The sequence below is a fragment of the Microlunatus elymi genome (assembly GCF_007362775.1).
Lineage (GTDB): Bacteria > Actinomycetota > Actinomycetes > Propionibacteriales > Propionibacteriaceae > Microlunatus > Microlunatus elymi.
This window is the reverse complement of sequence record NZ_CP041692.1, coordinates 3,416,732-3,430,927: the sequence shown is the minus strand read 5'-3', so window position 1 is coordinate 3,430,927 and position 14,196 is coordinate 3,416,732. Positions and strand designations below refer to the sequence as shown.

The following is a 14,196-nucleotide window of genomic DNA, read 5'->3' as shown; positions in this document are numbered from 1 at the left end:
GCGCTTCAGTCGGCGGCGGGCATGGTGTGGCGGATGATCCGCACCGGGCGAGCGGCCGCGGGCTTGCGCTTGCGGCGGACGTACGGCGCCAGGATCTGCTCGAACGCGCGATTCACCTCGTCGAGTTCGTCGACCGTGAGGTCGATCTGGGTGTCCTGGGTCCCTGCCGGTGCCAGCCAGGCCGGTTCGAGCTGGGGCGCGACCGTACGACGCCACTCGCCGACCACATCGCCCGACACCTGATCCAGCGCGGTTTGCAGCGACTCCGCGGCCGACTTGCTGGCCTCGTCGGTGACGATGTAGCGAAACCCGGTGCCGATGGCTCGCCACCAGCGCTCGCGGCCGCGCCCGAGCTCGGGGGCGTCCTCGATCAGTCCGTGCTGGGCGAGGTGGCGTAGATGCCAACTCGTCACCGACGGAGATGCGCCCACCTTGGAGCTGAGCATGGTGGCGGTCGCGGGCTCGGACCGCAGTTCGAACAGGATCTTGACCCGGACGGGGTGGGCCAGCGCCCGCATCCCGGCGGCGTCGAGTTCGACGTCGCCGTACGGGTTGGTCATCGGAGCTTCCATGAGAGAGGCATGTCGACACAGTACTCTCGATAGGACGCTTTCGATAGGTGTCTGTCGAGAGATTTCTGTATTCCGGGTGGGTGAGGCCCATGGTTCCAACAGTGGCCGGTACAGTCCTCATGGTCAGGGCACTAACAGAATGGGGCTGACGGTGGGAAAGCCGCGAGCAGCCAGCGACATGAGCGACGAGATGACTCCGCGCAGCGAGGCCGAGCGGCGCAGTCTGGATATCACCCAACGGGTGCTCGCGTCGCTGTTGATCATGATCGTGATGGGCGCGATCTCGGCCACGCTCGCGGGATACCTGGTGCTGCGCGGGGAACACGACCTGGCGCACTCCGACGTCGTCGGCCTCTGGGTGATGACCGGAGTGATCGGGTTGATGAGCGCGGCGGCGGTGCTGGGTGTGAACCGGCGGCCGCTGTATCACCCGTTGGTGTTGCTCGGACTGATCCCGATGGCGGCATCCGGCTACTGGATCTTCCGCTGATCAGCCGGCGAACGGGTCAGTCGTCCAGGTAGAGACAGAACGGGTGTCCGTCCGGGTCGAGCATCACCCGGACATCCTGCTGGGGTTGGAATTCCGCGAGTTGAGCACCCAGCGCCTTGGCATCCTCGACCGCGGCGGCGACGTCGCGAACACCGACATCGAGGTGGAACTGCATCTGCTGTTTGCCCGCCTCGTTCGGCCAGACCGGACGCTCGTAGACGGTCTCCAACTGGAACGCGAGGTTGCTCCAGGTGCCTTTGCCGTCGGCGTCGCGCATCTGCATCGTCACCCAGGTCGGTTCCTCGCCGGAGATCTCCCAGCCGAACAGGTCGCGGTAGAACCTCGCCAGCGCAACAGGATCGGGTGATCCCAGGACAACACCGAGCCAACCGGTGAATCCGCGGATTCCAGCCATGCTCGGCACTGTAGCGATCTCGGCTCGTCAGCGGAACAGCAGGACGTGTTCGCCCGGGCCGAGAATCGGAGCGGTGGCCGCACTCGGATGGTCCGCCCCGACCATGCCGGGCGGGGTGATGAGCTCCGCCTCGCCACCCGCCGGCACCACCACGGTGAGTCGCAGACGGTCGGCGTCGCGCGACCAGTCGACCGCCCAGAGGCCGAGCGCGGTACGGTGCTCGGCCCGGGCGGAATCGACGCCGGACAAGGGAATCGGAGCGATCCGGGCACGGCGCCAGCCGACGTCGTCCGGCGCCTGGGCGAGGCCGGCCACCGATCCGGTCAGCCAGCGATCGATGTAGCCCAGCATGAAGTGGTTGGCCGAGGCGCCCGACGCGACGCCGGTCCAGTGCTCGGCCAACGCCGTACAGCCGTCGGCCAGCATCTGGCCGTAGCTCGGCTGATCGGTGCGCGTGGCCATGGTCCTGATCAACTCGTGCTCGCCGAGCCGGGTGAGTTGCCGCAGCAGCGCCGGCAGTCCGATCTCCCCGATGGTGAATCGATCTCCGTCGGCATGAATCCGTTGCAGCAGAAGGCTTTCCGCGGCCTGCTGGTGCCGGCCGTCGAGCACCCCGCCGAGGTCCAGCAGCAACGCCAGGCTCGCCTGACTGTCGACCGTGACCGGTCGCTCGGGATGTGCGGTGAGGTATTGCCGAGCCAGCTCGGCTCGGATCTGCGCGGCACGGCGACGGAATCGTACGGCGTCGTGCTCGTGGCCGATCAGCGGAGCCAGTTCGGCTGCGGCGTCGAGCATCCGGGCATGCCCGTACGAGGCAACCAGCGGCCGTGGAGTCGAGTCGTCCAAGCTGATCCAGTCCGCCAGCCCGTGATCGAGGAGTTTCCCGTGATCAGGATGAGCGTCGGCGAGTCGGTCGATGTAGGCCAAGTAGCGCAGGCCGGGCGCCCATGCCTCCCTGGCCGGCCCGAGATCACCGTAGGTGCGGTAGAGCAGCAGCGGCAACCGCCAGATCGCGCTGCCCCAGTTGACGTCGTCGCGGTAGCCGAAGTCCGAGCCGATGTGGGTGGCGATGTCGAAGATCACCAACTCCGGGGCGATGTCGGGGATCAGTCCCTCCGCGGTCTGGGCGTCGGCCAGGTGGGTGATCAGGTCGGCGAAGTGCCCGCGGACGTCGTAGCGGAACGACACCGGCTCGAAGACCAGATGGTCCTGCTCCAGCCAGCCGAGCTTCTCCCGATGCGGGCAGTCGGTCGGCACGCTCATCAGGTTGGAGTCGATCGCGTTCCCCACCAGCCGGTGGATCCCGTCCAGAACGGGATCGGAGCTGGCGAACGAGCCGACGGCCCGATCGGCGGTCATGATCCGCTCGGCTTCGACCGTGATCAACTCCACGGTCGCCGGCATCGCCGTGCCGTCGGCGTCGAACAGACGTGCCTCCAGGTAGCGGAAGCCGTGATAACAGAACTGCGGTCGCCACTGAGCAGCACCACCGCGCCCGCGAAAGCAGTCGAAGATCGGCCGGCCGGTGGAGTGTTGATCAACCTGCCCGGACTCGTTCAGGTATTCGGCCGGCCACAGTTCGACTCGCGCACCCGGCGGGAACCCGGGGCCGAGCCGTACGACCTCACGACCGGCCAGGTTGCGGCCGAAGTCGAAGATCACCGCGTCGCCCACCGACGTCCTGCTCACCGGCTGCAGGGTCTCGATCACCCGCGCCGGCGGCGTATGACGCTGCCACGGCTGCGGCCCGTTGGCGGCGTCGACGACGACCGCCGCCGTCCAGTCATGATCACCGGTGCCGTCGGCGCTGAGCCAACCGTCCGGTTGCAGCCGCGCGTCGTACTCCTCACCGCCGTACCAGTGCGACAGCGTGGTCGGGCCGAGCCGGGCCTGCCATCCGTCGCCGGAGTTGATCACTCGCCGTGAGCCGTCGGCGAAGTCGAGCACGAACGTGACCCGGGCCCGTGGTGCCACTCGCCGTCCCTCGAACTTGGTGTAGCGGCCGGGGATCCGGCGCACGTGCGCGCTGCCTTCGCCGAGCTGCAGCACGAACTCGTTGCGGCCCGGAACCAGCAGTTCGGTGAGGTCGTGGCTGGTGGCGGCCACGCGGGTGCGGAACTCGCTGCTGCCCGGCTCCAGGACATCCGCGGTCACCGGCCGGCCGCCCAGGTGGCCGACCCACACACCCAGGGCGGCGATCGTCACCCGCGCGCTGACCGGTTGTTGATCAATCTCGATCACCGTCCGCAGCACCGGCGGCTCCGGCGGTGGTTCGTCGTTCGCCCAGTGTGGATGGGTGATCCAGGCGGCATCCTCAAGATCAACAATTCGTGCTGCGGTCACGATCGCTCCCCGGGCAGCGGAGTGAACTCCACCGCAAAGCGGTAGGTCTGCAGCGGCAGCAGGTATTTCTGCGGCAGGGCGGGCCCGCACGCCGCGCTGCCGAGGCCCTGCTGACCATGATCAAGATTGAGCCACAGCCGGTGGGAATCGACCAGCTCGTACGGATGTCCGGCTGCGGCCAACTGCTCACCGGTCCATCGACGAGCGGTGAAGTCGATCACCGGATCGCCGTCGATCCGCAACGTCGGCAACCCGCGCCCGGACAGCTCCAGCCAGCGGGTGTCGACGTGATTTCCGTTCTCCTGCGGCACCGGGTACGGCGTCTGCAGGTCCTCGATCGTGCGCTCGTACAGACCGACCGCGGCGGCACTCCTGCTGTCTCGATAACTCTCCTCGGGTCCTGGGCCGAACCACCGCACCCGGTCGTAACCGGACGGAAGCCCGAGCCGCAGACCGACCCGCGGCGGACGCACCCGATGATCGCCGTAACCGGTCGGATCCCAATCACCGACCGGCTCGGCGGTCACCTCCAGCCGGAGGTGATCGGGACGCAACAGCCACTCGAGCCGAGTCCGGAAGCCGAGCGTCTGCGACGCCGGTCCGCTGCGGCCGAACACCACCAGCCGATCCGTCCGGCCGGCGTCGATCTTGTCGACCCCGTGCAGGAAGCGATCCAGCCCGACTGCGGACCAGACCCGAGCAAGATCATTCCGGCTGCCCTGACCATGATCGTTCTCGACCGGCGCCCGACAGACGTCGAGTGTCGGCGACAGCACCGGGACGTCGCCGATGCTGAGCAGCCGACCGGTCTCATGATCGAATTCGGCGACCGCAGGCTCGTCCCGAGCCCGGGCCGACGGCAGCGCCGGGGCGCGCGCCAGACGCCGCGGCTTTCCGCTGCCGACCGGAAACTGCTCCCAGGCCACCCGGTGGCCGGCGGCCGCCCAGCCGGCGCCATCGGCCAGCCGCGCCTCGATCGTCAACTGGCCCTCGCCCTCCTCGTCGACGAGCGCCGGCAGCGGGACCGTGACCGTCTCCCGCGGACCACAGGCAGGCACCGCCAACTCGCCGGACGATCGCTCCCGGCCGTCGATCGCGTGGCTCCAGCCGAACCGCAGCCCGGTCAGGTCCCGGTGATCATGACGGTTCGTGATCACCAACTCCTGCGGGTTCTGACCCGATGATCTGCCGAACGAGATCGGCTGGATCACCTTCTGCAGCTCGGCCAGGCCGGGCGACGGCGTACGGTCGGCGAACAGCAATCCGTCCAGGCAGTAGCGGCCGCCGTTGGGCTGATAGTCGATGTCGCCGCCGTGTCGGAGGTACCTGCTGCCGTCGTCGGCGATGCCGGTCAGTCCGTGATCGATCCACTCCCAGACGAAGGCGCCGGCGAATCGATCATGCTCGTCGAGGACGCGTTGATAGTCGTCCAGGGAGCCCGGTCCGTTGCCCATCGCATGGGCGTATTCGCAGAGCAGGAAGGGCAATCCGCGGCGTCGTTGATCAACTTCGGAGCCCGGCTCGACACCGTCCGGGGTGTCTTCGCGACGTCGACCGATCGCCTCCAGGGTGTCCAGGTCCGGATACATCAGGCTGTAGAAGTCGGAATGCCGATAGCTGCGATCGCGCTCGTAGTGCAGGGGGCGGCTGGGATCCCGGCGCCGGATCCAGCGCTCGAGCTCGGCCAGGTTGTCGCCGCCGTCGCTCTCGTTGCCGAGCGACCAGATCACCACACTCGGATGATTCTTGTCCCGCTCGACCATCCGCTCGATGCGATCCAGCAGCGCCTCACGCCACAGCGGCTCGGCCAGCGGATTGCCGCGCCAGCCGGCGTAGATGAAGCCGTGCGTCTCGATGTCGCACTCGTCGACGACCCACAGGCCGTATTCGTCGCAGAGCCGGAGGAACTCAGGATGCGGCGGATAGTGCGCGGTACGGACCGCGTTGATGCCTGCCCGCTTCATCATGATCACGTCGGTGATCATGGTCTGCCGATCGAGACTGCGGCCCACGTCCGGATGGTGCTCGTGTCGATTAACCCCGCGGAGATAGGTCGGCGCACCGTTGATCAAGAAACGGCCGTCGCGGATCTCGACCCGCCTGAAGCCGACGGCCAGCTCGATCGTCTCCCCGCCGGCCTGCAGGCGGCCACGGTAGAGCCGGGGAGATTCGGCGCTCCACGGTTCGACCGCAGCGATCTCGACCTGCTCGCCGGTGCCGACGTCCAGCTCGAGCTCGTCGATCGCCACCCGGCCCGGGCGGTCGGCGTCGACCCGCAGGATGCCGTTGCCGGTCTCGGGGTCGTAGTCGGCGTGTACGAAGTAGTCGTCGATCCCGTCGGCGGGTCGGCGCAGCAACGCGACGTCACGGAAGATTCCCGGCAGCCACCACATGTCCTGGTCCTCCAGATAGGAGCCGGAGGACCAACGATGGACGCGGACCGCGAGCACGTTGTCCTGCGGCCGCAACCGATCGCCGAGGTCGAACTCGAACGGCAACCGGCTGCCCTTGGAGTGTCCGAGCAGCGATCCGTTCAACCAGACCGTGGCACAGGAATCGACGCCCTGGAAGCGAAGCACGTCGCGGCCCTGATCAGCTGCCCAGTCGACGGGCAGGTCGAAGCGGACCCGGTAGTCGCCGGTCGGATTGTCGGTGGGCACCCGTGGCGGATCGATCGGGAAGGGGAAGGCGGTGTTGGTGTAGAGCGGCTGGTCGTAGCCCTGGAGCACCCAATGTCCGGGCACCGCGATCTGGTCCCATTCGTGATCATCAAGCGCGGGATCGGCAAATCGGTCGCCGGTGCCGCGGTCGGTGGGGGACCAGCGGAAGCGCCAGTTCCCGTTCAGATTCAGCGCGGGCGCATCGGAGATGGCATCGGCTCGAGGCCTGCGGCGGCCCGAGCCCGGGCAAGGATCGCTGGGGAAGTCGGTCCGACCGGCTTCGGTCATGCTGCTCCTGGCTGCGGTTGAAGCGACGGTTTGAAGCGTTTCAGAATCCGATCGTAGGGTGGGCGTGTCGAAGCGTCAAGGCCGGGACCGATCCCCGCGAGCGATGATCATGGCAGGATGTCCGGGGTCTGCAAGGAGGTGCGGGATGGCTCGGGTGGGGATCCGCGAGGTCGCGGCGTACGCCGGCGTGTCGATGGGTACGGTCTCCCATTTCCTCAATCATCCCGACCGGGTGTCGGCTCAGAAGGCCGACCGGATCCAGCAGGCCATCGATCAGCTCGGATTCGTTCGCAACAACGCAGCCCGGCAACTGCGACTGGGTCACAGCACGACCATCGCCTACATCGCGCCGGATGTCTCGAATCCGTTCTTCAGCACGCTGGCCGAGGGTGCCGAGGAGCGCGCGGCAGAGGCCGGCTACTCCGTCTTCCTGGCCAACTCGAAAGGTGAACGGCACCGCGAGGACTCGTACCTGGCGCTGTTCCAGGAGTACGGGGTGCGCGGACTGCTGGTCGGTTCGCCGTTGCCGATCGAAGATCGCCTGCAGGCGATTCGCCGCCACGGCACGCCGTCGGTGCTGGTCGGCCGGCGGGCCGGATCCGAGCTGCAGCCCTCGGTGTCGATCGACGACGTGCTCGGCGGCCGCCTGGCAGCCGAGCACTTGATCAAGACCGGCCGTCGCCGGATCGCCTTCGTCGGCGGGCCGATCAGCGTCCAGCAGGTGTCCGATCGCTTGCAGGGCGCCAGTGTTGCCGTACGAGAGTCGGGCACCGCAACGCTGGAGGTGATCGACGTCGGCACCCGGCTGATCGCCACCGGGCACGAGGTGGGTGCGGCGATTGCGGCCAGGCCGCGGACGGCCCGGCCGACCGCGATCTTCACCGCCAACGACCTGATCGCGATCGGCCTGGCGCAGACCTTGAGCACCTCGGGCATCGACATCGGTGCAGACATCGCGATCGTCGGCTACGACAACATCGAGTACGCGGAGAATGCGATCGTGCCGCTCAGCTCGATCCGCCCGCCGCACGAGGAATTCGGCCGAGCAGCCATCGATCTCCTGCTGGAAACCATCGACAGCGACGGGCCGCTGGCCGAACCACACCGAGTCTTCGCGCCCGAGCTGGTGATCCGGGCCAGCAGCGCCAAGAGCCGAACTCGCCGGCGCAGTTGATCAATCGAGCCGGCAGGTCAGCCGGTGATGGCCGGAGCCGACCTGCTGCGGTTGCTGCCCCGGCAGCTGGACGACGCCGCTGCTGCCGGTCGGCACGTCCAACTCGACCTGCAGTTGCCGATCGTCAAGCTGCCAGCGGATCCCGGCCGGTCCGTACGGGGTCACCAGCCGGGCTTGTGCCCAGGACAACCCACCGCCGGGCTGCGGCCGGAAACTGATCTTGCGGTAGCCGGGCTCGATCACGTCGAGTCCGGCCAGCACCCGATGCATCCAATCGGCCACCGCGCCCAGAGCGTAGTGATTGAACGAGGTCATCGTTCCCGGGTTGACGGTGCCGTCGGGCAGCAGGCTGTCCCAGCGTTCCCAGACGGTGGTGGCGCCCTGGGTGACGGCGTAGAGCCAGGACGGGCATTCGGTCTCCAGTAGCAGTCGGTAGGCGGTGTCCAGCTGGCCCGTGCCGGACAACGCGTCGGAAACCAGCGGCGTACCGACGAAACCGGTGGAGATCCTGTTGTCCGCCTTGGCGACCAACTCGGCCAGCCGCACTCCGGCAGCGTCCTTGCTCGACTCGTCCGGGAGAAGATCGAAGCCGATCGCCAGCGCGTACGCGGTCTGCGCGTCGCTGCTCATCCGCAGTCGATCGCCGTCGGTGATCACGTACTCGGTGCAGAACGCCTGTCGGACCTGCTGCGCCAGGCCGCGGTAGTGATCGGCGTCCGCGGCCTCCCCGATCGTCTCGGCGATCTTGGCCAGCGTGGCCGTCGAGTGCGCGAAGTAGGCCGTGGCGACCAGATACTTGTCGGTCTTGCCGTCCGCCGGATCCTGCGGGGGTGCGTCCGGGTCGAGCCAGTCGCCGAGCTGGAATCCCTTGTCCCACAGGTGATCCGGCCCGGCCAGGCGGTCGATCAGGTCGACCCAGGACTTGGCGCTGGCGTACTGATCGCGCAGAATCTGCGCATCGCCGTAGCGCTGATAGAGCAGCCACGGCGTCAACACCGCGACGTCGCCCCAGGCGGCTCCCGGTCGGATCGGAGTCCAGGTCGCGTGCGCCGGGATCACCGGGACGTACCAGGGCACGGTCCCGTCGGGGAGCTGATCGATCGCGAGATCCTTCAACCAGGACCGCAGGAATCCGGACACGTCGTAGAGGTCGGCAGCGGTCGGGGCGAAGATCTGGATGTCGCCGGTCCAGCCCACCCGCTCGTCGCGCTGTGGGCAGTCGGTCGGCACGTCGACGAAGTTTCCGCGCATCCCCCAGACCACGTTGCGATGCAGCTGGGTCAGCATCGGGTTCGAGCAGTCGAAGCTGCCGGTGCGTTCCAGGTCGCTGTGATAGACGCGGCCGATCACGTCGCCGGCCGCGACGGCCGCGCCGAGGTCGCCGGGCCAGCCGATCACCTCGGCGTAGCGGAAGCCGTGAAACGTGAACCGTGGTTCCCATTCCTCGCGGTCGGACCCGGCCAGGATGTACGTGTCGGTCGACTTCGCCTCCCGCAGCGGCCGGGTGTAGATCTCGCCCTGCTGCATCACCTCGGCGGTCCTCAAGCTGAGCTTGTGGCCGCGTGGACCGGTGACCCGGATCCTGATCCGGCCGACGAAGTTCTGGCCGAAGTCGAGCACCTGCTTGCCGGACGGGGTGGTCAGGACGGCAAGCGGCTTGATCTCCTCGGTGCAACGCACCGGCGGACCGTCGGGCGCCACCAGCGTCCGCGGATCTCGTTGACCGGGCTTCACCCAGGACCAGGCCGAGTCGTCGAATCCGGGTTCGGACCAACCGGGCCACTCCTCGCGCGCGTCGTAGGCTTCGCCGTCGTAGTTGCCGGCGTGCAGGATCGGGGAACGGGCTGCCCGCCAGGTGTGATCGGTGCTGATGATCTTGGTTCGGCCGTCGGTGAACGTCAGCTCCAACTGGGCGATCAGGCCGAGATCGTGGCCGAACAGGTTGCGGAAGCCGCCGCGCCAGCCGAGCCGGCCGCGGTACCAGCCGTCGCCCAGCCAGGAGCCGATGGCGTTCGCGCCCGGACGCAGCAGCTCGGTCACGTCGTAGGTCTGGTAGCGCAGCCGGCGGGGATACACGGTCCAGCCCGGGGCGAGCGCCTCGTCGCCGACGCGGCGACCGTTGAGCTCGACCTCGTACAGACCGTGCGCGGTGGCGTACAGCCGGGCCGAGGCGAGCTCCGCGTCGAGCCGGAACTCGCGGCGTACCAGGGCGGGCCGGCGTTCGTCGGACTCGGCGTCCTCGGACCAGTCCGGACCGACCGGAATCGCCCGCCAGTCCATCGGATCCAGCAGGCCGGCCTCGATGATCAGCGGTTCGCTCCAGTCCGACTGCCGGTCGTCGGCGCCGAACACCCGGACCCGTACGGTGGCGCGCTCGCGGGAGTGCAGCGGTTCGGACGGCCAGGCGACCAGCACCTGCTCGTGACTGGCGACGGTGTGGATGTCGACCTCGGATCGGGTGATCTCGAGCTGATAGCCCCGCTGTTCCCACTGCGGATCGGCGGTCACCTGCCAGGAGATCCGCGGGCGGTCCTCACCGATGCCGAGCGGGGCGTGATGATGTTCAGCCCGGACCTGATGAACGCTGACCGGCATGTCGGGACAACCTTTCTGACACGTTTCAAGTGATCAAGCACATTGTGTCAGAGATGTAGCAGGATGAGCTCATGAGAATCGCTGTTACCGGAAGCTCCGGCAAACTCGGCCGGGCCACCTGCCTGCGGCTGCGGGAAGCCGGACACGCCGTGCTCGGACTCGATCGGGCCGGGCAGCCCGGGTTCGACTTCAGCATGATCGACTTCACCGACTACGGGCAGACGCTGGACGGGCTGCTCGGCATCACAGCCCGGCATGACGGCTTGGACGCGATCGTCCACCTGGCGGCGATCCCGGTCAACGGGCCGGTGCCGGACGCGACCGTCTTCCACAACAACATGATCACCACGTTCAACGTGATGCATGCGGCCCTGCGGGCCGGCATCGACAACATCGTGTACGCGTCCAGCATCACCGCGATGGGGTTCCCGTTCGCCGAACCGCCGGCCTACCTGCCGTTGGACGAGGACTCGGGCGGCCGTTCCAACAACACCTACGGGATGGTCAAGGTGATGGAGGAGGCGATGGCCGGCCAATTGGTTCGCCGGCGGCCGAGCCTGAGCATCACCGCATTGCGGTTCACCAACGTCACCCAACAGGGGGAGTATCAGGCCTTTGCCGATCGGGCTGGCGATCCGGCGTACCGACGGGACCTGATGTGGTCCTACGTGGATGCCCGGGACGGCGCGCAGCTGATCGATCTCGCGTTGCAGCACGCCGAGCCCGGCTTCGAGGTCTACAACGTCGCAGCCTCCGACACCGGCCTGACGGTGCCCAGTGTTGATCTTGCTCGACAGGCCTTCCCCGATGTTCTGCTGCGCAAGGAACTCGGCGAGCACGAGACCCTGATGTCGATCGACAAGGCGGTCGAGCGGCTCGGATACCGGCCGCAACACCTCTGGCGGGACGAACTTGCCCGCTGATCACGCGTCGGGTTCGTCGAACAGCCAGTCCAGGTCGTTGACCTGATCATCCGACTCGCCCGCGGTTCGACCGGTGAAGGCCTGGTCTGCACTGACCACGCCGGCGATCAGGTAGGCGCCGCGACCGACGTCGAGGACGTGGGTACCCGCCTCGTAGCGCAGGGCATGCACGTCCACGGGTGGATGGAAGTCGATCTCCAGCCCACGCCGAAGCACCGGGTCGAGGCCGCCCCGATCGTCCGCGTGGGTGTCGGTCTCCAGGTTGGGTGGCTGGACCCAGACCGCGGCGTCGTCGCGGAAATAGCCGATCAGGAGTTGAGCCGGTTGATCAAGGGTGATGGTGATCGGCACCGCACCGGCGAACCCGTCCGCCTTGTTGATGCGTACGCCCTGAAGCCCGTCCAGTTCCGGGGCGACGCGACGCAGGTTGCCGTCCGCGTCGGCGAACACGGACGCACCCGCCTTCACGGTGAACACCTCCGCTTCGCCGCCGGTGAGAGTGAACGGCGTCGCCACGAAGGGCTCGGTGGCTGAAGATCGAGACCCGCCGGGCGTGATCGCGCCGATGGCCAACCGACGGATGTTGATCTTGAAATTCTCCAGCTCGGCTTCGAATTCCGGCAGGCACTGCTGCCACTGCCCGAACTGCCGCCCGTCTCGGAACGGGACCTTCCGCTGCGGGGTCTGCATGCTGTTGGCGTACAGATAGGTGTTGGCGGTCAGCGCCGCAAGCTCGCGATAGTGCCGCAGGCTGGTGTCGATCTTGCTCGCGGCCTGCTCCAGCAGGGTCACCCGGGTGCCGTCGGTGCCGGCGAGCTGATGCCGATAGGTCAGCACGTCGATCGCGGCCGACACCCGGAGCCGGTAGAACTCGACGATCAAGGACATCGCTTCGGCGTCCGAACACAGCCTGGCGTATTCGCACGCGTCGGTGTCGACCTGACTCCAGCCCTCGTCCAACGCGCGCCGGGCCCGCTCGGCGAAGTGCCGGCAGTCGTCGATCACGCTGAGCGGAGTCTCGCCGACATGCGGCTCGCCGGACAGTTCCCGCCGGACGTAGTCGTCCAACCGTTCTCCCTGTGGTGCTTGGGATTCCCAGAGGTCGGCCCAGGCCCGATGCCGGCTCGGATTGATCAGCTGGCTCATCGTCATACCCAGATTCAGGGTCTGCCGGTTGCCCTCGGTGATGCCGAGTCGGCGAACCAGCCGCGGAGCGATCTGGCCGAGTGCCTCGTAGCCGTCGAGGGCGGCCCGGCCCGCCTCCGAGCTGCCGAACTGCTCCGCCAGCCGGTCGATCCAGAACCGGCGCTCGGCCCGCGGGTCGCGATCTGCCTTCCAGGCATAGCGGAACCACGCCTCGTACCAGATCCGGTCGCGGTCGAGTTGGCGAAGTCTGGGTTTGGACCGGTCGGGGGAGTAGGGCCATTCCCAGTAGAACAGGGGATACAGGTGCAGGCCGCCGGCGTCGAGTCGATGCAGCATCGAAAGGACGCTGCGTCGGATGAAGCTCACCGCGCCGTAACGGAACGGCTCCAGGTTGGCCAGGATGTGCACGTTGGCGATGTGGGTTTCCACCGACGAGGCCAGCTCGCGATGGATCTGTTGCCACTTGCCGCGCGGGCTGACGGTGGTCAGCGACTCGCCGTTGTACTTGGCCTCGGTCAGCAGCCGCGGATAGTGATGCTTGGCCTTGTCCAGCACCGGACCAAGATCGAGAGCGTGCGCGCGCAAGATCACCGGCGGCAGCTCAGCGCGACCTGCTGCGCCGTCCAGTACCGCCGGCAGGATGGTGTCGATCAGCCACTCGGCGCCGTAGGTGTCGCCGTGCAACGTCTCGCCCAGGCAGACGTACAGGCCGACATTGGGAAAGGTCCGCACGAAAGCGGCGATGGCCGCGCGGGTGTAATCGGAGACCAGTGGCGTCGGCTTGGGCTGTCGCAGCGGGATCCGGTGATGCTCGGCGAAGGGCAGCGGGATGTGGATGTTGTAGAACTTCAGCACCACCCAGATGCCGCGCTTGTCCGCCTCGGTCGTCAGCCAGTGCAGCAGTTCCGTGTTCGCGGCCAGTTCGTCCTCGGTGACCTCCAGAGCCTCCGGATAGTCGGGCAACCGGACGAAGGAGGAGAACGGGTGTCCGCTCCACAGGTAGATCACGTTGGCGCGCTGTTCGAACAGCAGATCGAGGAAGTCGGTCCACAGACTCCGGTCGTAGAACCAGGCGAATCGATCCGGGGTGATCGGATACTCATACGTCTGCCGAGGCGGCTCGACGGTCGTCTTCTGCAGGCCCACGGCCGGTCCGCGAACGGTCAGGTCCGGGGTCTCGCCGTGATCAAGATCGCGGGGGAGATCCTCGGTCTCGTCCAGGACCCGGGCGAGCTCCTGGCAGCCGTACAACACGCCGTTGTCGTTGCCGCCGGTGATCACCAGGCGTTGATCGCCGATCACCGCGAGGTAGAACCCGTCCGGGCCGGGAGCGCCACTGGTGTAGAGAAGTTGATCAGTGCTCTCCAGGCCGGAGATCACCTCGCTGTCCCGGCCGTCGATGACGATCCGGTGCGTTCCCGGGTCGGCCGGCTCGCCGGCTGACCCGGTCCCGCCGGCTCGTACGCGATACCCGTTGCGACCGAGGGCTTCGGTCAGCAGCCGGACTCCGTACCGGATCCGGGCCGAGGTGGTTGTGGGCTGACTGATCTCTGCGTACCGCACGCGGTGCTCCCTGAAGTTGATCACGCT

The 14,196-nt window shown here is 67.6% G+C and carries 9 protein-coding genes; 3 read left to right on the top strand and 6 right to left on the bottom strand.

The annotated features are described in order from the left end of the window. Positions 1 to 5: 5 nt before the first annotated feature. Positions 6 to 560 carry an ArsR/SmtB family transcription factor gene (locus tag FOE78_RS15275; RefSeq protein WP_143987068.1) on the bottom strand — a complete coding sequence of 185 codons (555 nt, stop codon included), beginning with the start codon at positions 558 to 560 and terminating at the stop codon, positions 6 to 8. 190 nt (positions 561 to 750) lie between these two features. Here FOE78_RS15275 and FOE78_RS15270 point away from each other — a divergent pair, with 190 nt between their 5' ends. Continuing rightward, entirely contained in the window at positions 751 to 1,062 is a 312-nt protein-coding gene (locus FOE78_RS15270; protein ID WP_143987067.1) for a hypothetical protein, read from the top strand. A gap of 16 nt (positions 1,063 to 1,078) precedes the next feature. On the opposite strand, the gene FOE78_RS15265 is transcribed toward FOE78_RS15270, so the two are convergent. From FOE78_RS15265 to FOE78_RS15255, 3 genes are read right to left on the bottom strand one after another with little or no spacing between them, the layout of a single operon-like run. Continuing rightward, the gene (locus FOE78_RS15265; protein WP_143987066.1) at positions 1,079 to 1,477 is read right to left on the bottom strand and encodes a VOC family protein; all 399 of its coding nucleotides are present in this window, start codon (positions 1,475 to 1,477) and stop codon (positions 1,079 to 1,081) included. Positions 1,478 to 1,504: 27 nt separating this feature from the next. Continuing rightward, a complete protein-coding gene (locus FOE78_RS15260) occupies positions 1,505 to 3,820 on the bottom strand; it encodes a family 78 glycoside hydrolase catalytic domain (RefSeq protein WP_168207540.1) in 2,316 nt (771 codons plus the stop codon). Next, positions 3,817 to 6,768: a glycoside hydrolase family 2 TIM barrel-domain containing protein gene (locus tag FOE78_RS15255; RefSeq protein WP_143987064.1), complete on the bottom strand. Its 2,952-nt coding sequence runs from the start codon at positions 6,766 to 6,768 to the stop codon at positions 3,817 to 3,819. The genes FOE78_RS15260 and FOE78_RS15255 overlap by 4 nt, the downstream gene beginning before the upstream one ends. Before the next feature lie 145 nt (positions 6,769 to 6,913). Between FOE78_RS15255 and FOE78_RS15250 the strand changes: the two genes are divergently transcribed. Next, positions 6,914 to 7,942: a LacI family DNA-binding transcriptional regulator gene (locus FOE78_RS15250; protein WP_143987063.1), complete on the top strand. Its 1,029-nt coding sequence runs from the start codon at positions 6,914 to 6,916 to the stop codon at positions 7,940 to 7,942. On the opposite strand, the gene FOE78_RS15245 is transcribed toward FOE78_RS15250, so the two are convergent. After that, on the bottom strand, positions 7,943 to 10,537 hold the full coding sequence (locus FOE78_RS15245; RefSeq protein WP_143987062.1) for an alpha-L-rhamnosidase: 2,595 nt from the start codon (positions 10,535 to 10,537) through the stop codon (positions 7,943 to 7,945). Between the two features lie 71 nt (positions 10,538 to 10,608). On the opposite strand from FOE78_RS15245, the gene FOE78_RS15240 reads away from it, so the two are divergent. Then, on the top strand, positions 10,609 to 11,460 hold the full coding sequence (locus tag FOE78_RS15240; protein WP_143987061.1) for an NAD-dependent epimerase/dehydratase family protein: 852 nt from the start codon (positions 10,609 to 10,611) through the stop codon (positions 11,458 to 11,460). On the opposite strand, the gene FOE78_RS15235 is transcribed toward FOE78_RS15240, so the two are convergent. Further along, positions 11,461 to 14,169, bottom strand: coding sequence for a hypothetical protein (locus FOE78_RS15235; protein ID WP_143987060.1), 2,709 nt, complete (start codon positions 14,167 to 14,169; stop codon positions 11,461 to 11,463). Positions 14,170 to 14,196 lie beyond the last annotated feature (27 nt).

Coding starts and splice junctions, on each gene's coding strand:
- FOE78_RS15240 (WP_143987061.1), top strand. CDS start 10,609: ATGAGAATCGCTGTTACCGGAAGCTCCGGCAAACTCGGCCGGGCCACC.
- FOE78_RS15245 (WP_143987062.1), bottom strand. CDS start 10,537: ATGCCGGTCAGCGTTCATCAGGTCCGGGCTGAACATCATCACGCCCCG.
- FOE78_RS15270 (WP_143987067.1), top strand. CDS start 751: ATGAGCGACGAGATGACTCCGCGCAGCGAGGCCGAGCGGCGCAGTCTG.
- FOE78_RS15265 (WP_143987066.1), bottom strand. CDS start 1,477: ATGGCTGGAATCCGCGGATTCACCGGTTGGCTCGGTGTTGTCCTGGGA.
- FOE78_RS15250 (WP_143987063.1), top strand. CDS start 6,914: ATGGCTCGGGTGGGGATCCGCGAGGTCGCGGCGTACGCCGGCGTGTCG.
- FOE78_RS15255 (WP_143987064.1), bottom strand. CDS start 6,768: ATGACCGAAGCCGGTCGGACCGACTTCCCCAGCGATCCTTGCCCGGGC.
- FOE78_RS15275 (WP_143987068.1), bottom strand. CDS start 560: ATGACCAACCCGTACGGCGACGTCGAACTCGACGCCGCCGGGATGCGG.